The organism is Pseudomonas sp. AC136, assembly GCF_979258585.1.
In genome coordinates this window covers 3,511,689-3,532,379 of sequence record NZ_OZ409865.1, presented here as the reverse complement: position 1 = coordinate 3,532,379, position 20,691 = coordinate 3,511,689, and the positions used below count along the sequence as shown (strand labels likewise).

The following is a 20,691-nucleotide window of genomic DNA, read 5'->3' as shown; positions in this document are numbered from 1 at the left end:
TGTTTATGGAATATGAGACCCGACCGACTCGTCTGACGTATGGCATAAGCAAGGAAGCAATTATTCTTTATCAGAATAAACCGATGCTTTTATCATCCGCCGGTTGGCTCATTTGCCCATGGACTCAGGACTTAGGAATTACTCGATGAAGCGATTGCTCACCACCTCCCTGCTCGCCGCCGGCCTGGCCCTGGCGTCCAGCGTGCAGGCCGCCACGCTGCTGAACGTTTCGTATGACGTGATGCGCGACTTCTACAAGGACTACAACGCAGCGTTCCAGAAGCACTGGCAAGCCGAAGGCAACCCGGCGCTGACGTTGCAGATGTCCCACGGTGGTTCGAGCAAACAGGCGCGCGCCGTCATTGATGGCCTGCAGGCCGACGTGATCACCATGAACATGGCCACCGACATCAACGCATTGCACGACAACGGCAACCTGATTCCGGAAAACTGGGCCACGCGCCTGCCGGACAACAGCGCGCCCTTCACCTCCGCCACCGTATTCATCGTGCGCAAAGGCAACCCGAAAGCCCTGAAAGACTGGCCAGACCTGCTCAAAGACGGCGTAGAAGTGGTAGTGCCGAACCCGAAAACCTCGGGCAACGGCCGCTACACCTACCTGTCCGCGTGGGGTTATGTGCTCAAGCAAGGCGGCGATGAAAAAGCCGCGCGCGAATTCGTCGGCAAGCTGTTCAAACAAGCCCCGGTACTCGACACCGGCGGCCGTGCCGCAACCACCACGTTCATGCAAAACAACATTGGCGACGTGCTGGTGACCTTCGAAAACGAAGCGGAAATGATCGCCCGTGAGTTCGGCCGTGGCAGCTTCGAAGTGGTGTACCCAAGCGTATCGGCTGAAGCCGAGCCGCCGGTGGCCGTGGTCGACAAAGTGGTCGACAAGAAAGGCACCCGCAAAGAGGCCGAGGCGTACCTGAACTACTTGTGGTCCGAGGAAGGCCAGCGCATCGCCGCCAACAACTACCTGCGCCCACGCAACGCCAAGGTTCTTGCAGAGTTCTCCGACCGGTTCCCGAAGGTGGATTTCTTGCCGGTGGTGAAAACGTTTGGCGAGTGGCCAGTGATTCAGAAGACTCACTTTAATGATGGTGGGGTGTTTGATCAGGTTTACAGCGGGCAGTAAGTGCGGTTCGCGTAATGAAAAAGCCCGGCATTGCGCCGGGCTTTTTTGTGGTGCGGAAGTTTTCGAAATTCGAAACGCATCACGAGGAGCGAAGCGGTCGCCACGGACCGGGAGGAACTAAAACGCCGCCTTCCCTAAGGGAGGCGGCGTTGTTCTAGCAGGTCAAGCGTGATGGTTATTGGCTATTAGCGGTATAACACATTGGTATAACCCGTAGCATCCTGGCCAGAGGCCTTCGGAGTTGTCGATAGGAGTTGGGACCAACCCGCAACGGTCGGACTCGTAAAGACCACCGTGGCCACGCCGTTTGCGTCAGTGGTTGACGTAACAGTGGACAGAGTACCGGGTGCGCCTGAAAAGCTACTCACAGACCATGTCACGATATGGCCAGCGCCCACAGCGTTTCTGGCAGCGTCCGTGACTTGAACGCTGACAGTTGAAGTACTTACCCCGTCGTGCAATATGGTTTCCGGCGAGGCAGTGCCGGTCAAGATTGAAGGCTCCCCGGCAGTAAACTCCACGGTCAGCGATTCGGTGGCTGCGCCGCTCTGCGCCGTTACCGTCGCAGTGCCGACTAACAAACCACTCCTTAATGTCACTGTCGCAACACTATTTTGGTCGGTGGTAGAAGTCGCTACAGTCGAAGTGAGTCCATTCAGAGTTCCGAAGCTGGTCGCCCAAGATACAGTCACCCCTGGGCCTACTAAATTGCCGCCAGCGTCGGTAACCGTGGCGCTAACAGTCGTTGAGCTCCGGTTCGCCACAATTGAGTCTGGCGAGGCAATCACATCGATTACGGCTGGCGCACCGGGAGTGAAATCAACCTCAGCGGTATCAGTCACCGAACCAATTGCGGCTGTCACAGTGGCTGTGCCAAGCGTAGTGGAACTGGTCAGTTCAATTGTCGCTATACCGCTTGCATTAGTAGTGGACGAATTGCCCGCCAACGTACCTGCGCTGGTGCTCCAACTTACGGTCTCGCCTGCGACCAGGTTGCCGTTAGCGTCTTTAACCGTGGCGCTAAGGGTCGACGTGCTGATGCCGTTCGCTTCAATCGAAGCAGGCGAAGCGGTTACATCCATTGCAGTGGCTGCACCGGCAGTGAAATCAACCTCAGCGGTATCACTCACCGAACCAATTGCGGCTGTCACAGTAGCTTGGCCGGAAGTGGTTGCGCTGGTGAGGGTATTCGTCGCTACACCGCTTGCATTGGTGGTAGACGATGTGCCCGACAACACGCCAGCGCTGCTAGCCCAGGTAACGCTCACACCAGCACCGACAGCGTTGCCGTTGGCATCTACCACAGCGGCGCTGATAAACGATGTGCTTGCGCCGTCGGCGACAATCGCAGTCGGCAAAGCAGTGACGGTCATTGTTGCGGCTGCACCGGCGGTGAAATCAACCTCGGCGGTGTTGCTCGCCGAACCGCTTGTGGCAGTCACAGTGGCTTGACCGGAAGTGGTTGCGCTGGTGAGGGTAATCGTCGCTACACCGCTTGCATTGGTGGTAGACGATGTACCCGACAACACGCCAGCGCTGGTGCCCCAAGTAACGCTCACACCGGCACCGACAGCGTTGCCGTTGGCATCTACCACAGTCGCGCTGACAGACGATGTGCTTGCGCCGTCCGCGACAATCGCAGTAGGCAAAGCAGTGACGGTCATTGTTGCGGCTGCACCGGCGGTGAAATCAACCTCAGCGGTATCGGTCACCAAACCAATTGCGCCGGTCACGGTGGCTTGGCCAGCAGTTGTGGAGCTGGTCAGTTCAACCGTTGCCACACCGTTTGCGTCAGTAGTGGATGAAGTGCTCGCCAACGTACCGGCGCTGGTGCTCCAGCTTACGGTTTGGCCGGCTACCAAGTTGCCGTTAGCGTCTTTAACTGTGGCGCTAAGGGTCGACTTGCTGGTGCCGTTCGCTTCAATCGAAGCAGGCGAAGCGGTTACATCCATTGCAGTGGCTGCACCGGCAGTGAAATCAACCTCAGCGGTATCAGTCACCGAACCAATTGCGGCTGTCACAGTAGCTTGGCCGGAAGTGGTTGCGCTGGTGAGGGTAATCGTCGCTACACCGCTCGCATTGGTGGCAGACGATGTGCCCGACAACGTGCCAGCGCTGGTGCCCCAGGTAACGCTCACACCGGCGCCTACGGCGTTGCCGTTGGCATCTACTACAGCGGCGCTGATAGACGATGTGCTCGCGCCGTCGGCGACAATCGCAGTAGGCAAAGCAGTGACGGTCATTGTTGCGGCTGCACCGGCGGTGAAATCAACCTCGGCGGTGTTACTCGCCGAACCGCTTGTGGCAGTCACAGTAGCTGGGCCGGAAGTGGTAGTGCTGGTGAGGGTAATCGTCGCTACACCGCTTGCATTGGTGGTAGACGATGTGCCCGACAACGTGCCAGCGCTGGTGCCCCAAGTAACGCTCACACCGGCGCCTACGGCGTTGCCGTTGGCATCGGTCACAGCGGCGCTGATAGACGATGTGCTTGTGCCGTCGGCGACAATCGCAGTAGGCAAAGCAGTGACAGTCATTGTTGCGGCTGCACCGGCGGTGAAATCAACCTCGGCGGTATCAGTCACCGAACCAATTGCGCCGGTCACCGTGGCTTGGCCAACAGTTGTGGAACTGGTCAGCTCAACCGTCGCTACACCGTTTGCGTCAGTAGTGGATGAAGTGCTCGCCAATGTACCGGCGCTGGTGCTCCAGCTTACGGTTTTGCCCGCTGCCAGGTTGCCGTTAGCGTCTTTAACTGTGGCGCTAAGGGTCGACTTGCTGGTGCCGTTCGCTTCAATCGAAGCAGGCGAAGCGGTTACATCCATTGCAGTTGCTGCACCGGCGGTGAAATCAACCTCGGCGGTGTTGCTCGCCGAACCGCTTGTGGCAGTCACAGTGGCTTGACCGGACGTGGTTGCGCTGGTGAGGGTAATCGTCGCTACACCGCTTGCATTGGTGGTAGACGATGTGCCCGACAACACGCCAGCGCTGGTACCCCAGGTAACGCTCACACCAGCACCGACGGCGTTGCCGTTGGCATCTACCACAGCGGCGCTGATAGACGATGTGCTTGTGCCGTCGGCGACAATCGCAGTAGGCAAAGCAGTGACGGTCATTGTTGCGGCTGCACCGGCGGTGAAATCAACCTCAGCGGTATCAGTCATCGAACCAATTGCGCCGGTCACGGTGGCTTGGCCAGCAGTTGTGGAACTGGTCAGTTCAACCGTCGCTACACCGTTTGCGTCAGTAGTGGAGGAAGTGCTCGCCAATGTACCGGCGCTGGTGCTCCAGCTTACGGTTTGGCCTGCTGCCAGGTTGCCGTTAGCGTCTTTAACTGTGGCGCTAAGGGTCGACTTGCTGGTGCCGTTCGCTTCAATCGAAGCAGGCGAAGCGGTGACATCCATTGCAGTTGCTGCACCGGCGGTGAAATCAACCTCGGCGGTGTTGCTCGCCGAACCGCTTGTGGCAGTCACAGTGGCTTGACCGGACGTGGTTGCGCTGGTGAGGGTAATCGTCGCTACACCGCTTGCATTGGTGGTAGACGATGTGCCCGACAACACGCCAGCGCTGGTACCCCAGGTAACGCTCACACCAGCACCTACGGCGTTGCCGTTGGCATCCACCACAGTCGCGCTGATAGACGATGTGCTTGTGCCGTCGGCGACAATCGCAGTAGGCAAAGCAGTGACGGTCATTGTTGCGGCTGCACCGGCGGTGAAATCAACTTCGGCAGTGTTACTCGCCGAACCGCTTGTGGCAGTCACAGTAGCTTGGCCGGAAGTGGTTGCGCTGGTGAGGGTAATCGTCGCTACACCGCTTGCATTGGTGGTAGACGATGTGCCCGACAACGTGCCAGCGCTGGTGCCCCAGGTAACGCTCACGCCAGCACCTACGGCGTTGCCGTTGGCATCCACCACAGCGGCGCTGATAGACGATGTGCTTGTGCCGTCCGCGACAATCGCAGTAGGCAAAGCAGTGACGGTCATTGTTGCGGCTGCACCGGCAGTGAAATCAACCTCAGCGGTATCCGTCATCGAACCCATTGCGGCTGTCACGGTGGCTTGGCCAGCAGTTGTGGAACTGGTCAGTTCAACCGTCGCCACACCGTTTGCGTCAGTAGTGGACGAAGTGCTTGCCAACGTACCGGCGCTGGTGCTCCAACTTACGGTTTGGCCGGCTACCAGATTGCCGTTAGCGTCTTTAACTGTGGCGCTAAGGGTCGACTTGCTGGTGCCGTTCGCTTCAATCGAAGCAGGCGAAGCGGTGACATCCATTGCAGTGGCTGCACCGGCGATGAAATCAACCTCGGCGGTATCAGTCATCGAACCAATTGCGGCTGTCACGGTGGTTTGGCCGGCAGTTGTGGAACTGGTCAGTTCAACCGTCGCCACACCGTTTGCGTCAGTAGTGGACGAAGTGCTCGCCAATGTACCGGCGCTAGTACTCCAGTTTACGGTTTTGCCCGCTGCCAGGTTGCCGTTAGCGTCTTTAACTGTGGCGCTAAGGGTCGACTTGCTGGTGCCGTTCGCTTCAATCGAAGCAGGCGAAGCGGTCACATCCATTGCAGTGGCTGCACCGGCAGTGAAATCAACCTCAGCGCTATCAGTCATCGAACCAATTGCGGCTGTCACGGTGGCTTGGCCAGCAGTAGTGGAACTGGTCAGTTCAACCGTCGCTACACCGTTTGCGTCAGTAGTGGACGAAGTGCTTGCCAACGTACCGGCGCTGGTGCTCCAGCTTACGGTTTTGCCCGCTGCCAGGTTGCCGTTAGCGTCTTTAACTGTGGCGCTAAGGGTCGACTTGCTGGTGCCGTTCGCTTCAATCGAAGCAGGCGAAGCGGTTACATCCATTGCAGTGGCTGCACCGGCAGTGAAATCAACCTCAGCGGTATCAGTCATCGAACCAATTGCGCCGGTCACCGTGGCTTGGCCAGCAGTTGTGGAACTGGTCAGTTCAACCGTCGCCACACCGTTTGCGTCAGTAGTGGACGAAGTGCTCGCCAATGTACCGGCGCTGGTGCTCCAGCTCACGGTTTTGCCCGCTGCCAGGTTGCCGTTAGCGTCTTTAACTGTGGCGCTAAGGGTCGACTTGCTGGTGCCGTTCGCTTCAATCGAAGCAGGCGAAGCGGTCACATCCATCGCAGTGGCTGCACCGGCGGTGAAATCAACCGCGGCGGTGTTACTCGCCGAACCGCTTGTGGCAGTCACAGTGGCTTGACCGGAAGTGGTTGCGCTAGTGAGGGTAATAGTCGCTACACCGCTTGCATTGGTGGTCGACGATGTGCCCGACAACGTGCCAGCGCTGGTGCCCCAGATAACGCTCACACCGGTGCCTACGGCGTTGCCGTTGGCATCTTTCACAGCGGCGGTGATAGACGATGTGCTCGCGCCATCGGCAACAATCGCAGTTGGCGATGCTGTGACGGTCACGCCCGCGGCAGCACCAGCGGTGAAATCAACCTCGGCCGTATTAGTCGCAGAAGCGCTTGTGGCAGTCACCGTGGCTTTACCGGAAGTGACAGAGCTGGTCAGTTCAACCGTCGCCACACCGCTTGCATTGGTGGTGGACGAGGCGTTTGCCAACGTGCCAGCGCTGGTGCCCCAGGTAACGCTCACACCGGCACCTACGGCGTTGCCGTTGGCATCGGTCACAGCTGCGCTGATAGAGGATTTGCTTGTCCCATCGGCGACGATCGCGGTAGGCGAAGCAGTGACGGTCATAGTTGCGGCAGCGCCAGCGGTGAAATCAACGCTTGCGTCGTTGGTGGCCGAACCGCTGCTGGCCGTCACAGTGCCGCTACCGATAACGGTGGCGCTCGTTAAGGTAACTGTCGCTACACCACTCGCATCGGTGGTGGACGACTGAGCTCCCAACGTACCGGCGCTCGTGCTCCAGTTCACGCTCACACCGGTGCCTACGGCGTTGCCGTTAGCATCTGTCACAGTTGCGCTGACGGTGGAAGTGCTGGTGCCGTTGGCGACAATCGAGGCGGGCGAAGCAACGACGGTCATCGTGGCCGCAGCGCCGGCAGTGAAGTCAACGTTAACGGTGCGTTTCGTGGCGCCGTATGTTGCTTCGACTGTTGCTACGCCTGCGACCTTGCTGCTCATTAGCGTCACGGACGCCTCGCCGTTTGCATCGGTAGTGGAAGTGTTGCTCGACAGCGTACCTGCGGAAGTCGCCCAGTTAACCGTCACACCCGCTGCACGTGGCTGATTGCTGGCACCGAGAATTTTGACTTTTATCGTGCTGGAATCTGCCCCCGTTGAAGGGATAGCGACCGGTTGAGCGGTCAGCAGAAATCCTAAAGATTGGACATTCACTTGCATCGGATTGGAGACAACCGCGCGCCCCGACTTATCGGTTCCAATAGCTTGCAAGCTGTAGATGTTCACGCCGGAGTTGTCATACGCGGGAAGTTGAACGGTGCCTTGACCGCTTCCATCGTAGGGCAAAGCAAAGCTAGCCGCAGTACCTGTCCAGCTAATGGACTTTAAGGTCGCAGCGCCTTTGATTGCGAAAGGAACAACTTTGAATTCAGTGTCGGAGATGACCTCGGGCAAGCTTATTTGACCGCCGCCTTTTTTATGGTCAATTACAATTTCGTTATTACGGGATACCAGGTCGTAACGCATGTTTTCGAGCATGCGGCTGGCCATCACGTTGCTGCTGGAGAGCTGTTTCGACAGCGGTTCTCCGATTCGATAGTTCAGCGCAAGATTCGCCGACGTATCGGCAATTCCGTGTTGCCCTACGCGGTGATCGACACTCAAGCCAATCAACGGGATCGGGTTATAGATAACCCCAACACTCAAAGCGCGCGGATCTTTCTGGCGGTTGTCTACACCGAACAAACTGACGTCATCGCCATAGAATTGTTCGTAGGTAACCTTGGCGCCAAGCTGAGGATAAGAGGCTAAGTACCCTTCCGCTCGAAGATCCCACCCTTTGGCAGGTCTTTCCAGGTAAGCGGCTTGGTCAGGGGATGCCTTCCAGTTTGAGAGCGGCTGATAGCCGTTAGCGCTTAACTTGAGAAAGTCTGTCCACGCTTCAACACCAACACCGAGACGGGCGTTTTTACCCGTTACATCCCAGTCATAAAAGCTGTTACCACCCAGCAGCCAGCCTTCGACATTACGGCGATAACCGAGACCCAAGTTGACGGTGTTGCGGTAGTCCTCGGTGTAAGTATCAGCACGACGAACGCCGGACTGTACGAAGAGCAGGTTTTTGCCTTCGTTATAGAAAGGCATCAATAAATCAAGGCTACCGCCGCGCACCCCACCTTCCCCTGCTTTTAAGGCGAGCTCGGAAGTAATGTGGTGGCTATCGAACCAGTTTCGGCTGGCTTCACTTGCAGCGCCCGATATAAGCCCTACGCCTCGGCTTACCGCTTCCTCAAGTCCTTGGCTTCGGCCTCGCAACGCAGCTGGGCCGAGATCAGGCGGGGCCTCAGCCGCGTAGAACCAGTCGGACGAAGGATTTGTTAACGGAACGTTCGAGGGAATGGTTGCGGTAACACTGCCCAGTTCCGGCAGGTTTTGCTGCTGCGCAGACACAGGTGCGGAGACCTGAGCAACCGCCGGAATAAGCGGCGACAGCGCAACACTACACGCTAGGTATAGCGATAAGAGCTTTGTGGAAAAGGAATGCATGCTTTCGACTTCCATAACACGAAGAAATGAGAAGCCGAAGTGTGTGAGCGGGACGGAGCGAAAGCGGTCGCCCGAGTCCTACAGGGGCGTAGGGAGATGCCTTGGCGACTTTTAAACACGGATATTTCAACGCCAAAATCTCGAACGGTCGAACGGAATATTGCCGATTCGCTTAGTTACAGCGACCGCGCCAAAACACGGTTTCGTTGGCTACGAACACAAAAAAACCGGGCGTATTGCCCGGCTTATTACGTGTTTTTTCAACTTCGGTTCGACCTGCACGAACATCTGGAGAGAGAGCGCAAACAGCCCCGATAATCACCGTGGAACTAACTAAATTTGCAGCCAGCAAGGCAACGGCGCATGCGTTGCTTCTCCATTTATACCGCTGCAAATCCCTAACCGAACAAATGGCCCAATGGGAAGCGGCGCCGGTATTCCTTCCCGAACCGTCCCGCCGCCTGCAGGTACGCCCGCAGACTCCGCCTACCGGCGGCCATGCCGCCATCGACTCATTTTGGCTCAACCCGAATCGTGGAGCCGTAACCTACTCCATCTGCGCCGCCGACCGATGCCTCCACCTTGCACCAACCATACAAAAGCGCCCCGCTGGGAATGCGTACAAGAGTTACAGAAGTAGCAGTGATGCCCCGACTATCCGTGACTCCGATGATCGGCGACATAAATTGAGTACCCCACGCGCAATCGTCCCGCCAATACACGGTCACGCCTGTAAGAGGCTTGCCATCCGCACCGGATACGCTGGCGGTAACATCGCCGCGGCCAGAAAGCGTAAGTGGGTCCGACCCCGAATAACGCACGGAGATGGTTACCGCAAAATCGACAGTCGTAGTGCCTTGCATCGCGCCCACAGAAGCCGTGACAGTGCTTTGTCCCTCATAAAGGCCACTGGTGAGCACCGTAGTGGCAATGCCGCTGGCATTTGCGACGGATGTCATGAGGGAAAGCGTGCCCGTTGACCCAGCTCTGTCCCCCACCGCCGCCCAACTCACCGATGTACCGCCAGCAGCCGCTGCTGTTCGACCCTGGGCGTCACGCAACTCAGCGCTGATCGTCGACGTGCTTCTGCCATCTGCCGAAATGGTTTCGGCAGATCGGGTCAGCACAATTTGCGCAACCGGGCCCGCAACCAAGCTTACGACGGCAGAACTTGTAGCCGTGCCGCTGCGTGCTTCAACCGTAGCCTGACCAATAGCAGTTGGGCTTGTCAGAACAATCGTGGCAGTTCCGGAAGCGTTGGTCACAGAACGTACGTCACCCAAAACACCGGCGCTCGTCGTCCATTCCACCGTTGTGCCCGCCTCAACCACATTGTTATTGGCATCGGTGACGGTCGCGCTCAGCGTCGACGTCGAGCTGCCGTCAGCAACGATGGACGGGGCCGACGCCGTCACGGTCAGGGCTGCCGGCTCGCCGGCCACAAACGCAACGGCTGCCGCGTCGCTTCCCGTACCACTCGTTGCCTCGACCGAGGCCGTTTCAACGACGGTCGAGCTAGTGAGAACCGCTGTCGCCACCCCATTCGCATCGGTCAGAGAGGAATCATGATTCAACGTCCCGGCGCTTGTGCTCCAGCCCACCGCCTGACCGGCGCCAACGCTATTGCCGTGCGAATCTTGTACGACCGCGCTCAAGCGGGTGGTGCTTGTGCCATCGGCGGTGAGCCGAATTGTGCTAGCCGTTAGCGCTACGTCGCTCGCTGCGCCAGCGGTGAAAGTGACCGACGCGCGTTGTGTGCTCGAGCCGTAGTGCGCCTCCACAATGGCAGTGTTCGTGGTCGTTGAGCTGGTCAGGGTAACCGACGCTTCGCCGTCCGCATCAGTCGTCGAAACGTCGTCGGACAAGGTGCCCGCTGTGGTGGTCCAGTTCACCGTGACACCGGCCATTCGTGGCTGAGTGCTAGCACTCGCCACCTTTATCTTGATAACGCTGGTGTGCACGCCAGTCGCAGCGATAGACGCTGGGGTTGCGCTCATCACGGCCGATAATGGCTGAACCACTACCGTCATTGCGTTGGAGACGACGGCGCGCCCCGCCCTGTCGGTACCGATGGCCTGTAACGAGTAGGCATTAGCCGCGCCAGCGACATAGGCGGGCAACTCAAGAGCGCCCCGCCCGCTTGCGTTTAAAGGCAACGCAAAACCTGCCGCTGAGCCGGTCCAGCTGAAGGCATTTACGCGCTCTGCGCCGTGCACAGCAAACTCAACGGTCTTTAGCTCGCTGTCTGAAATAACGTCCGGCAGCATCATCTGAACCGCCTTCAGTCGATGTTCGAGGACGATTTCATTGTTACGCGACACCAAGTCGTAGCGCGCACTTGCGAGCATACGACTGGCCGCCACGTTGGCGCTCGACAGCTGCTTGGCCAGTGGTTCCCCGAGCCGATAGTTGAATGCCAGACGGGCAGAGGTGTCGGCCTGGCCATGCTGTCCAATGCGGTGGTCCAGGCTCAGACCTACCAGCGGAACCGGGTTGTAAACAATCCCCACGCTGACGGCATGGGGGTTCTTTTGCCGATCACCTGGCGCGAACAGGCTCACCTCGTCCCCATAAAACCGCTCGTACGCCAGTGTGGCGCCTAGTTGCGAATAAGCCGGTAAATAGCCTTCAGCGCGCACGTCCCAACCCTTGGCAGGACGCTCCAGGTAATCGGCTTGATCCGGTGTTGGGTTCCAGTTCGAAAGAGGCTGGTAGCCGTTGACACTCAGCTTGAAAAAATCCGCCCACGCTTCCAAACCCACACCCAAGCGGGCGTTTTCGCCGGTCAGGTCCCGGTCATAAAAGCCATTGCCACCCACAAGCCAGCCGCCCACCGAGTGGCGATAGCCAAGGCCCATATTGACGGTGGTGCGATAGTCGTCGCTGTACGTATTGGCGCGACGCAGGCCGGATTGGACGAACCACAGACGCGCACCTTCGTTGTAGAACGGCAGCAACACGTCCAGGCTTGCGCCCTCAATTCCGCCACGCGTGCCCTCTAGTTGCAGCGCCGAGGTGATGTGATGGCTGTCGAACCAACTGCGGCTGGCTTGACTGGCTGCGCCAGACAACATGCCCAATCCCTGAGCGACCGCGTCTTCAACGCCTTGGCTGCGGCTGTGTGCTGGCTTCGACGTCAGGTCATCCGGTACCGCTGCCCACAAGCCAGATCGGTCTTGTACTGCGGGCGCTTCACCGGCGGGCTTGGCCGCCGGCGAACCCAACTCTGGTAGACGTTCATGCTCGCTGGACGCTGCGGCGTGCACGTTAGAAGCCATAGGGGCGAGCGGTGAAAACAGGACACTCCACGCCAAGTACAGCATTAACGAAGTGCGAAAAAATCGGCGCATGAAGGTCGACGTCCGTCAGAAAATGAGGCGTCGAATTCTCACGACATGGCGGCGAAATTAAGGCCGCCCCAATCTCTCAAGCGTGTGGCTTTCTTCCCGCTAAGGTTTATAAGCGCGACGAATCGCGGACGAAAAAAAGCCGGGCATCAGCCCGGCTTTTCTTCTAACGCGCTGTATTACAACAGCGGCAGGGTGTAGCTCACGATCAAGCGATTTTCGTCTTGGTCGTTTGCAGTGGTGTTGCCACGAAGCGTGGCATTACGCCAGGTTAGACCGAGACCTTTAAGCGCGCCGTCCTGCAGAACGTAGTCGATTCGGAAATCGCGTTCCCACTCTTTGGCATCGCTGCCGGCGGCATTGATGTTGTCGCCTTTGAGATAGGTGATCACCGTCTTAAGACCCGGTACGCCAACGCTAGTGAAGTCGTAGCCGTATTCAGCCAACCAGGTTTGCTCGCCAGCGCTTAGGAATTTGCCAATCTGACGGTCAGTGATCAGGTAGGCGGTGGAGCCGTCGCCTTGGTTCAGGAAGGGGAAGGCGCTGTCGCCCGACACTTCTTGGTAACCCGCGCTCAGTGCATGTGCACCCAAGGTGTAGGTGAACAAAGCGCTCCAGGTCTGGTTGTCTACTTCATACCGGTGCGGGTCGGCTGCGCCAGATGCCCAGTAGCCGTTGCTGCGGTAGCCCTCTGTACGACCCGAAGCGGTGCTGTTCTTGCCGTCGGAGTCGCTAAGGAAGTAGCGCAGATCCGATTTCAACACGCCGGGACCAATGCCCCAGTTATGCACCAGACCCAGGAAATGCTGGGTGTAGAAATCTTCTAGATTGCCGTAGTAGTACTGCGCGGTCAGGTCCTTGGTGATCTTGTAATCACCACCTGCGTAGTAGAACTTGTTGCTGTCAGAAATTGCTGTGCCGACCGGCGTGCCAGTCGGGCGAGCCGCGCCCCCGATACGCAGGCCGACGTCATCAGTGGAGCTGCGGGTTTTGGTGTGCTCCAACTGACCTGCTACTACGGTCAACCCCTCAATCTCAGCCGAGGTTACTTGGCCGCCTTCAAAAAGTTGCGGCAACAAACGACCGTCGTTAAACGTCACAACGGGCAGTTTCGGCTGCAAAGTGCCGAGGCGGGCCTCGGTCTTCGAAACGCGCAATTTTGCAGTGGCGCCCGCTTTGCCATATGCGTCTTTGGCTTCGCCGTCGCTGTCGAGCGGGAAAAGCTGGCCTGGCGTGCGGCTCTGGTCAGCCGACGCTTTGTTGGCGCTGCCGCCAGCGTCCAGTTTTATACCTGCAAGGCCAATTACATCCAGACCGAAACCTACGGTGCCCTGGGTAAAACCAGACGTGTAATTGAACATGAAACCTTGGCCCCATTCCTGACCGGAAGCGGCGTCAACGTTTTTGTTGTTTACGTCGTAATAGAAATTACGCAAACCCAACGAAGCCTTGCTGTCTTCAATAAAACCGGCAGCGCCGGCTTGCTGTGCGATGACGCCGAGAACGACGGCCAACGCCAGAGGGGATTTGGTCATGGTGCTTACTCCAGGTGCAGATCTTTTTTAGTTTTCCGACACTGCAAGGAGTCACTACTTTCAGCTTGCTTGGTGCGGGTCGTGCTGGGGGGCCCGGCGACGACGGCGCAACAGTAATAAAAAAGCCATAAATCTAAAAAGACTTATTAGTTTGTTTTTAATGCTTTTTAAGAATATTCGACACATTTCGCAAAACTTGGTCGGCAGCGGGGTCATTCAGGAAACCAAACCGCGAAAAACCCGCCGTTTAGTGACCTTTAGTCCCGCCGCCGACTCAGTTTGAACGCCCGTGCCAGAGCCTTTAAGCGCCTAAAAACTCCTGCGTCGAAACCACCGGTGCGTAGCCAAACGCCAATGCAGCCATAAAGGCGGCATGAACCTGGGCAGCCGGCACGGTGACGCCGTTGAATTCCAGGTCGTGGGTGGCGCAGGCGTCGTGGATAACGGTGGTGTCGTAACCGAAATCCACGGCGGCGCGGGTAATGCCGTGGGTGCACATGTGGCTCATGCTGCCGACGATGACCAATTTATCGATGCCATGCTTATCCAATACGGCGCGCAATTCGGTGTCGCGGAAGGAGTTGATGTGCTGTTTGACGATTACCGGTTCGTCGGCGCGGTTGAGCACCGTCGGGTGCACCTCGGCGCCCTGGGAACCGGCAACAAAAAACGGAGCGTCGGCCTCCGACGATTCGTGACGGATGTACACCACCAAATCACCGGCATCGCGAAACGCTTTGATGACTAGCGCGGCCTTTTCAGCGGCCGCGTCGGCGCCTACCAACGGCCATTTACCGCCTGGGAAATAGTCGTTCTGGATATCAACTACGATCAGCGCTTGCTTGGACATGGTGTTTTCCTCGGTTCAGGTGGGTAGTGTTGCGTGGCTGAAGTATTCGCCTGTGCAAGCGGGGCGAGAATTAGCCGGAACGACAATAGCGGTGGGAAAAATGACAAAGCAGGAAAATCAGGCGGTGCTTGAAATCGGTTTGTTGGTGTACCCCGGCGCACAAACCGCCGCCGTGCACGGCCTGACCGATCTGTTCGCCGTCGCCAACCGCATCGCCGCCGAGCAACAGGCCACGCAACTGCCCACGCTGCGCATTAGCCATTGGAGCGGCAGCGCCACGGACCCCACGCCGCAACGCATTTACGACAGCTTGCCCGGCAGCACCAGCCGCCTTGGCGCGGTGGTGATTCCGCCTTCACTAGCCGACATGCCATCGGCCGAAGACGCGCAACCGCTGGCTGACTGGATCAAGCGTAGCCACGCGCAAGGCGCCATTGTTGGCTCCATCTGCCTGGGCGCGTTTTTGCTGGCGATTACCGGCTTGCTCGACGGCCGCCACGCTACCACCCACTGGACCCACGGCGAAGAACTGGCCAGCCAGTTTCCGGCGCTCAAGGTGGATGTGGATAAGCCAATCATTGATGACGGCGACATCATCACCACCGGCGGCATGATGGCCTGGGCGGAAATCGGTTTGCGCCTGGTCGACCGGCTACTGGGCCCCAGCATCGCCACCCGCACTGCACGTTTTCTGATGGTGGAACACAGCGACAGCGCCCGCGAATGCGGCAGCAACTTCGCGCCGATTCTGGCCCACGGTGACGCAGCGGTTTTGAAGGTGCAGCACTGGCTGCAGGCCAACGGTGCGGTAGACGTCAGCCTCGCCGCCATGGCCGATTGCGCCGGGCTGGAAGCGCGTACGTTCTTACGCCGCTTCCGCGCGGCGACGGGCCTGAAGCCGACGGAATATTGCCAGCACGTAAAGGTGGGCAAAGCCCGTGAAATGCTCGAATTCACCAACGGCACCGTCGACCACATTGCCTGGACCGTCGGCTACCAAGACCCGGGCGCGTTTCGCAGCGCATTCAAGAAAATCACCAGTCTTTCGCCGAGCGAGTACCGCAGCAAGTTTGGGGTGAAGCCCAACGCCGCAGTTGCCAGAGAAGCCGGTTAAATCAAAAAAATCGAGGCTAAAGCCTCTCCCACAGTTTTCAGTTTCCTGTGGGAGAGGCTTTAGCCTGATGCCTGCAAACGAATCCCCCGTGTCGAGCCTTCATGTCCCTAACCCCTGAACAACTCGCAAAAATTACTGCCCTCACGCTCCAGCACTACAACCAAAGCGCCGAAAGCTTTCGCGAAGGCACGCGCGACCACGATGTGAGCCAGAACATCGCCGCCTTGCTGCGACACATCGAGGTGCCAGCGCCGTTGCAGATTCTTGATTTCGGCTGCGGCCCGGGCCGTGATTTGAAGGTATTCCGCGACATGGGCCACGTCGCCGTCGGCCTCGACGGCTCGGCCAATTTCGTGGAAATGGCCCGCGCCGACAGCGGCTGCGAGGTCTGGCAGCAGGACTTTCTGGCGCTCGATTTGCCCGCCGAACGCTTCGACGGCGTGTTTGCCAACGCGGTGCTGTTTCATGTGCCGAGTCAGGAATTGCCACGCGTGCTACGCCAGCTGCACGCCACGTTAAAGCCCGGCGGCGTGCTGTTCAGCTCCAACCCGCGTGGCGACAATCAGGAAGGCTGGAACGGCCCGCGCTACGGCAGTTATCACGACCTTGGCGCCTGGCAACAGCAGCTCACCACCGCCGGTTTTACCGAGCTGGAGCATTACTACCGCCCCGCCGGCTTGCCGCGCGATCAACAGCCTTGGCTTGCCAGCGTCTGGCGTAAAAACTAACCCGTCACACGCTGCACCAGCGCCTGCAACTGGATCGCGCCGTCATTGCCGGCGCGCGACAACCATTGGCGCAGTTGCTGCTCAATAGCCGACAACGGTGCGTGCACGCCGGCCAGTTCCAGGTGCTCGGGCAGAATCTCCTCACCGCTGCTAACCAGCAGGGCAAAGTGAATAACGTTCTCCAGCTCTCGGGTATTGCCCGGCCAGTGATGCCACTCCAGCACTTGCTGCGCGGCCGCGCTGATAAAGGGCATGGTCAGGCCAAGCCGTTGGCTGTAGATACCGAGGAAATATTCGGCCATCGGCAGGATGTCGCCAATCCGCTCGCGCAACGGCGGCAAGGCCAGGCGGCCCTCGTTCAGGTATTGGAACAGGCGCGGGTGGAACTTGCCGGCCTCTACCGCCTTACCCAGGTCGATGCTGGTGGCGGCGACCAACCGCACATCCACCGGGCTGGCGTGGTTTGCGCCAACACGCGTGACTTCGCGGTTCTCCAGCGCGGCGAGCAATTTGTCTTGCAGGGCCAGCGGCAGATCGCCGATTTCGTCCAGGTACAAGGTGCCGCCGTTGGCCGAGCCAAACCACCCTGCCCGGCTGCTGGCCGCGCCTGTGCTCGCCGGGTAGCCGCCCGCCGCGTAGCCAAACAGCTCGGCCTCGGCGTGGTTCTGGCTCAGGCTGCTGCAACTCAAGGCCACGAACAAACCGGCGCGGTCGCTCTCGCGGTGAATGTGGCGCGCCAGCAATTCCTTACCGGTGCCCATCTCACCCTGAATCAGAACCGGCAACACGCTGGGTGCCAGCTGCGCCACTTCTTCGCGCAGCTGCCGCGAGCGGGCGTCGATAAACACCAGCGCCTTAGCGCGAATGCTCAGCGGGCTTTTGTCGGCGTCGGGAAAGGTCAGCAACGGCTGGCCCGGTTGTGCGGTGCGGGACATAACGGCAACTCCAAACCAAGCCGGCTGGCGTTCAGCGGCTTGGGCAGTAAAAAGACAGAGGTGGCGAGCGATCAGGCGCTGCGGCGAGCGTGTTGTTCGATACGGTTTTGCAGGCGGTACAGGTAAGAAAAACCGCGCTCCCAACGCTGATGGCCCGACTTCACATTGATATGCCCCACACCACTCAAAATCGCCGTTTCGGCGCCCCAATCGCGGGCCAGCTCAATGGCGCGGGCGGCGCTGGCGGCCTGGTCGTTGTCCGAGCCCACCAGTTGCGTGGGGAACGGCAGCAACTTGCGCGGAATCGGCGCGAAGCCTTTGAGCGGTTCCGGGCAGGCCGGGCGTTCGACATCAGCAGGCGCCACCAGCAAGGCGCCGCTGACCCGGCGCAGCAATTCCACCGGCGCGCTGGCTGCCCAGTGCGCCACGGTGATGCAGCCCAGGCTATGGGCGATGAGGATGACCGGTGTGGCGTGCGCAGCGATCGCGCGCTCCAGTTGCGCCACCCAGGCCTCGCGGTCTGGGCTCAGCCAATCGGCCTGCTCCACGCGCTGACTGTTGGGCAGGCTGCGTTGCCAATGGCTCTGCCAATGCTCGTCGCCCGAGCCTTGCCAGCCCGGAACAATCAAATAGCGGATCGGTTCGCTGCGCATGGAAAACGCCTCCTGCGAATGACGGTGTGGCGGCCAGTATAGGGAGCGGTTTTATATGCGTTAAGGAATAAGAAATTATTTGCTTATGCAATAAATGAAAATTCTATGCTGGCAGCATACTGGCCTGAACGCGGACTCAGATCGCCTGTAAGCCTCTATTTCCTAGTGTTTAAGCGATTTCGTCTGGTGCCTTGCGCGCGAGCGCGTCGCGCTACAGAGATGGGCAGGACGAATAATTCAAAATGGTTATATAAAAATTCTTAAATAGTATTTTTAAGAATATCTGGCGTTCTCTACTATCCGCTCCACGCCCACTAGCCACGTTCAACCCAGGGCATTTTTTCCAGGAGCAGATTGATGAGCGCACCCCTTCGTAGCGTAGAGGGCCAGGACGAAGCCGGCATCCTCCGCGAAATTTCCGCCGCCCTGCAGGGCCTGCGTTTTGGTTCGGTCGAAATCACCGTGCACAACGGCCAAGTCGTCCAGATCGAGCGCAAGGAAAAATTCCGCCTTCAGCCGCCTGCTGCTGCTGGCAAGCAAGCCTGATTGATCCACCCCACTGGACGACCGGAGGGCACGTTGATGAACACCCAGCCACACCCCCTGATTCGCTTTTTTGAAACACGCCGGCAGCGCCCACGCTGCCAGCCGCGAATGCGGCAGTTCTCATAAGAAACTCAGCCACAACACTTGAACAAAATTTGAAATCTTAGGAGTTACACCATGTCCATTCGCCGTTTCGCTTTGGCTGCTTTGACCAGCGCCCTGTTCGCCGGTACCGCCGTTGCCAAGGATTACGAACTGCTGAACGTTTCGTACGACCCCACCCGTGAGCTGTATCAGGAATACAACGCTGAGTTCATCAAGTTCTGGCAGCAGTCGCACGCCGACGACAAAGTCACCATCCAACAATCTCACGGCGGCTCGGGCAAACAAGCACGCGCGGTGATCGATGGTCTGCGTGCTGACGTGGTCACCCTGGCCCTGGCCGGCGACATCGACGAAGTCGCGAAACTGGGCAAAGGCCTGCCGGAAAACTGGCAAACCCGCCTGCCGCAATCGAGCACGCCTTACACCTCGACCATCGTGTTCCTGGTGCGCAAGGGCAACCCTAAAGGCATCAAGGATTGGGGCGACCTGATCAAAAAAGACGTGTCGGTTATCACCCCCAACCCGAAAACCTCCGGCGGCGCGCGCTGGAACTTCCTCGCCGCCTGGGCCTATGGCCTGAAAACCGGTGGCAGCGAAGCCAAGGCCAAAGATTACGTCGAGCAGCTGTTCAAGCACGTGCCGATTCTGGACACCGGTGCGCGCGGCTCAACCATCACCTTCGTCAACAACGGTCAGGGCGACGTATTGCTGGCCTGGGAAAACGAAGCCTTCCTGGCGCTTAAAGAAGATGGCGGTGCCGACAAGTTCGACATCGTGGTGCCGTCGCTGTCGATTCTTGCCGAGCCGCCAGTGGCTGTGGTCGACAAGAACGCCGAGAAAAAAGGCACCACTGAAATCGCCACCGCGTACCTCAACCACCTGTACAGCCCGGCTGGCCAGGAAATCGCGGCGAAGAACTTCTACCGTCCACGGGATGAAAAAGTGGCCGCCAAGTACGCCAATCAATTCCCCAAGCTGGACCTGGTCACTATCGACAAGGACTTCGGCGGCTGGAAAACTGCGCAACCGAAATTCTTTAACGATGGCGGCGTGTTCGACCAGATCTACCAAGCCCAGTAATCGTTAGCGGCTCTTTAATCCGAACGCTTGCGGGCAACACCTCGAGAAGACGCAAGCGTAGCGAGCGAAGGTAAAACAAGGCGGCCGGATGGGGGAAAGGCGGAGTTGGCAGTAGCCAATGAGCCGTTCACCCAACCGGCCAACGCCGTATTACCGAGCGCAGTAGCTTCCACAAAGGACATTTATGTCGCGCAAGATATCCCCCGTCATACCCGGCTTCGGGCTGACCCTGGGTTACACGCTGGTGTACCTCAGTCTGATTGTGCTGATTCCCCTGGCGGCCATGTTTGTCCACGCCGCGCAACTGACCTGGGACCAGTTCTGGGCCATCATCACCGCCCCCCGCGTTATCGCCGCGCTCAAGCTGAGCTTTGGCACCGCGCTGTACGCCGCTTTGATCAACGGCGTGATCGGCACGCTGCTGGCCTGGGTGTTGGTGCGTTACACCTTTCCGGGGCGCAAGGTCATCGATGCCATGATCGACCTGCCTTTCGCCCTCCCCACCGCCGTTGCCGGTATCGCGCTCACGGCGCTGTACACGCCAACCGGTCTGGTCGGCCAGTTCGCCGCCGACCTGGGTTTTAAAATCGCCTATTCGCCGCTGGGCATCACCCTGGCGCTGACGTTCGTGACGCTGCCGTTCGTGGTGCGCACGGTGCAGCCGGTGCTGGCTGATATTCCCCGGGAAATCGAAGAAGCCGCCGCCTGCCTCGGCGCCAAGCCGTTTCAGGTGTTCCGCTACATTCTCGCGCCGGCCCTGCTGCCCGCCTGGCTAACCGGCTTTGCGCTGGCCTTTGCCCGTGGCGTGGGCGAGTACGGTTCGGTGATTTTCATTGCCGGCAACATGCCGATGAAGACCGAGATTCTGCCGTTGCTGATCATGGTCAAGCTCGACCAATACGACTACCGCGGCGCCACCTCCATTGGCGTGTTGATGCTGGTGGTGTCTTTCATTTTGCTGCTGCTGATTAACCTGCTGCAGCGCCGCATCGAAAAACCATAAGG

12 protein-coding genes are annotated in these 20,691 nt (G+C 58.9%); 6 read left to right on the top strand and 6 right to left on the bottom strand.

All coding sequences use genetic code 11. The annotated features are described in order from the left end of the window. Window positions 1–145 precede the first annotated feature (145 nt). Window positions 146–1,141 (top strand): sulfate ABC transporter substrate-binding protein, encoded by a 996-nt coding sequence (locus ACZZZU_RS15630; RefSeq protein WP_122497704.1) that lies wholly within the window; start codon window positions 146–148, stop codon window positions 1,139–1,141. A gap of 185 nt (window positions 1,142–1,326) precedes the next feature. Here ACZZZU_RS15630 and ACZZZU_RS15625 read toward each other — a convergent pair whose 3' ends face one another. From ACZZZU_RS15625 to ACZZZU_RS15610, 4 genes are all read right to left on the bottom strand, one after another. Then, complete coding sequence (locus ACZZZU_RS15625) at window positions 1,327–8,808, bottom strand: Ig-like domain-containing protein (RefSeq protein ID WP_463551129.1); 7,482 nt, start codon at window positions 8,806–8,808, stop codon at window positions 1,327–1,329. Between the two features lie 497 nt (window positions 8,809–9,305). Continuing rightward, entirely contained in the window at window positions 9,306–12,071 is a 2,766-nt protein-coding gene (locus tag ACZZZU_RS15620; RefSeq protein ID WP_463551128.1) for an inverse autotransporter beta domain-containing protein, read from the bottom strand. A 248-nt stretch (window positions 12,072–12,319) separates the two neighbouring features. Continuing rightward, a complete protein-coding gene (locus ACZZZU_RS15615) occupies window positions 12,320–13,675 on the bottom strand; it encodes an OprD family porin (RefSeq protein ID WP_463384443.1) in 1,356 nt (451 codons plus the stop codon). A 301-nt stretch (window positions 13,676–13,976) separates the two neighbouring features. After that, a complete protein-coding gene (locus tag ACZZZU_RS15610) occupies window positions 13,977–14,525 on the bottom strand; it encodes a cysteine hydrolase family protein (protein WP_463551127.1) in 549 nt (182 codons plus the stop codon). A gap of 100 nt (window positions 14,526–14,625) precedes the next feature. On the opposite strand from ACZZZU_RS15610, the gene ACZZZU_RS15605 reads away from it, so the two are divergent. Beyond that, window positions 14,626–15,639: a GlxA family transcriptional regulator gene (locus ACZZZU_RS15605; RefSeq protein ID WP_463551126.1), complete on the top strand. Its 1,014-nt coding sequence runs from the start codon at window positions 14,626–14,628 to the stop codon at window positions 15,637–15,639. Window positions 15,640–15,740: 101 nt separating this feature from the next. Next, window positions 15,741–16,367, top strand: a complete 627-nt coding sequence (locus ACZZZU_RS15600) for a class I SAM-dependent methyltransferase (protein WP_463551125.1) — start codon at window positions 15,741–15,743, stop codon at window positions 16,365–16,367. Here ACZZZU_RS15600 and ACZZZU_RS15595 read toward each other — a convergent pair. After that, the gene (locus ACZZZU_RS15595; protein WP_463551124.1) at window positions 16,364–17,302 is read right to left on the bottom strand and encodes a sigma 54-interacting transcriptional regulator; all 939 of its coding nucleotides are present in this window, start codon (window positions 17,300–17,302) and stop codon (window positions 16,364–16,366) included. The two genes, ACZZZU_RS15600 and ACZZZU_RS15595, sit on opposite strands and share 4 nt — an antisense overlap. Before the next feature lie 71 nt (window positions 17,303–17,373). Beyond that, window positions 17,374–17,955 (bottom strand): alpha/beta hydrolase, encoded by a 582-nt coding sequence (locus ACZZZU_RS15590; protein WP_463551123.1) that lies wholly within the window; start codon window positions 17,953–17,955, stop codon window positions 17,374–17,376. Window positions 17,956–18,312: 357 nt separating this feature from the next. Here ACZZZU_RS15590 and oscA point away from each other — a divergent pair, with 357 nt between their 5' ends. From oscA to cysT, 3 genes are all read left to right on the top strand, one after another. Then, window positions 18,313–18,501, top strand: coding sequence for a sulfur starvation response protein OscA (gene oscA, locus ACZZZU_RS15585; protein ID WP_463551122.1), 189 nt, complete (start codon window positions 18,313–18,315; stop codon window positions 18,499–18,501). Between the two features lie 177 nt (window positions 18,502–18,678). Next, window positions 18,679–19,686: a sulfate ABC transporter substrate-binding protein gene (locus ACZZZU_RS15580; protein WP_122492429.1), complete on the top strand. Its 1,008-nt coding sequence runs from the start codon at window positions 18,679–18,681 to the stop codon at window positions 19,684–19,686. 184 nt (window positions 19,687–19,870) lie between these two features. After that, window positions 19,871–20,689: a sulfate ABC transporter permease subunit CysT gene (gene cysT / locus ACZZZU_RS15575; protein ID WP_122492428.1), complete on the top strand. Its 819-nt coding sequence runs from the start codon at window positions 19,871–19,873 to the stop codon at window positions 20,687–20,689. Window positions 20,690–20,691: the final 2 nt, after the last annotated feature.

What these genes read in the sequence shown, in the direction of transcription:
- ACZZZU_RS15630 (WP_122497704.1), top strand. Translation starts at nt 146, where the DNA reads ATGAAGCGATTGCTCACCACCTCCCTGCTCGCCGCCGGCCTGGCCCTG.
- ACZZZU_RS15625 (WP_463551129.1), bottom strand. Translation starts at nt 8,808, where the DNA reads ATGGAAGTCGAAAGCATGCATTCCTTTTCCACAAAGCTCTTATCGCTA.
- ACZZZU_RS15620 (WP_463551128.1), bottom strand. Translation starts at nt 12,071, where the DNA reads ATGGCTTCTAACGTGCACGCCGCAGCGTCCAGCGAGCATGAACGTCTA.
- ACZZZU_RS15615 (WP_463384443.1), bottom strand. Translation starts at nt 13,675, where the DNA reads ATGACCAAATCCCCTCTGGCGTTGGCCGTCGTTCTCGGCGTCATCGCA.
- ACZZZU_RS15610 (WP_463551127.1), bottom strand. Translation starts at nt 14,525, where the DNA reads ATGTCCAAGCAAGCGCTGATCGTAGTTGATATCCAGAACGACTATTTC.
- ACZZZU_RS15605 (WP_463551126.1), top strand. Translation starts at nt 14,626, where the DNA reads ATGACAAAGCAGGAAAATCAGGCGGTGCTTGAAATCGGTTTGTTGGTG.
- ACZZZU_RS15600 (WP_463551125.1), top strand. Translation starts at nt 15,741, where the DNA reads ATGTCCCTAACCCCTGAACAACTCGCAAAAATTACTGCCCTCACGCTC.
- ACZZZU_RS15595 (WP_463551124.1), bottom strand. Translation starts at nt 17,302, where the DNA reads ATGTCCCGCACCGCACAACCGGGCCAGCCGTTGCTGACCTTTCCCGAC.
- ACZZZU_RS15590 (WP_463551123.1), bottom strand. Translation starts at nt 17,955, where the DNA reads ATGCGCAGCGAACCGATCCGCTATTTGATTGTTCCGGGCTGGCAAGGC.
- oscA (WP_463551122.1), top strand. Translation starts at nt 18,313, where the DNA reads ATGAGCGCACCCCTTCGTAGCGTAGAGGGCCAGGACGAAGCCGGCATC.
- ACZZZU_RS15580 (WP_122492429.1), top strand. Translation starts at nt 18,679, where the DNA reads ATGTCCATTCGCCGTTTCGCTTTGGCTGCTTTGACCAGCGCCCTGTTC.
- cysT (WP_122492428.1), top strand. Translation starts at nt 19,871, where the DNA reads ATGTCGCGCAAGATATCCCCCGTCATACCCGGCTTCGGGCTGACCCTG.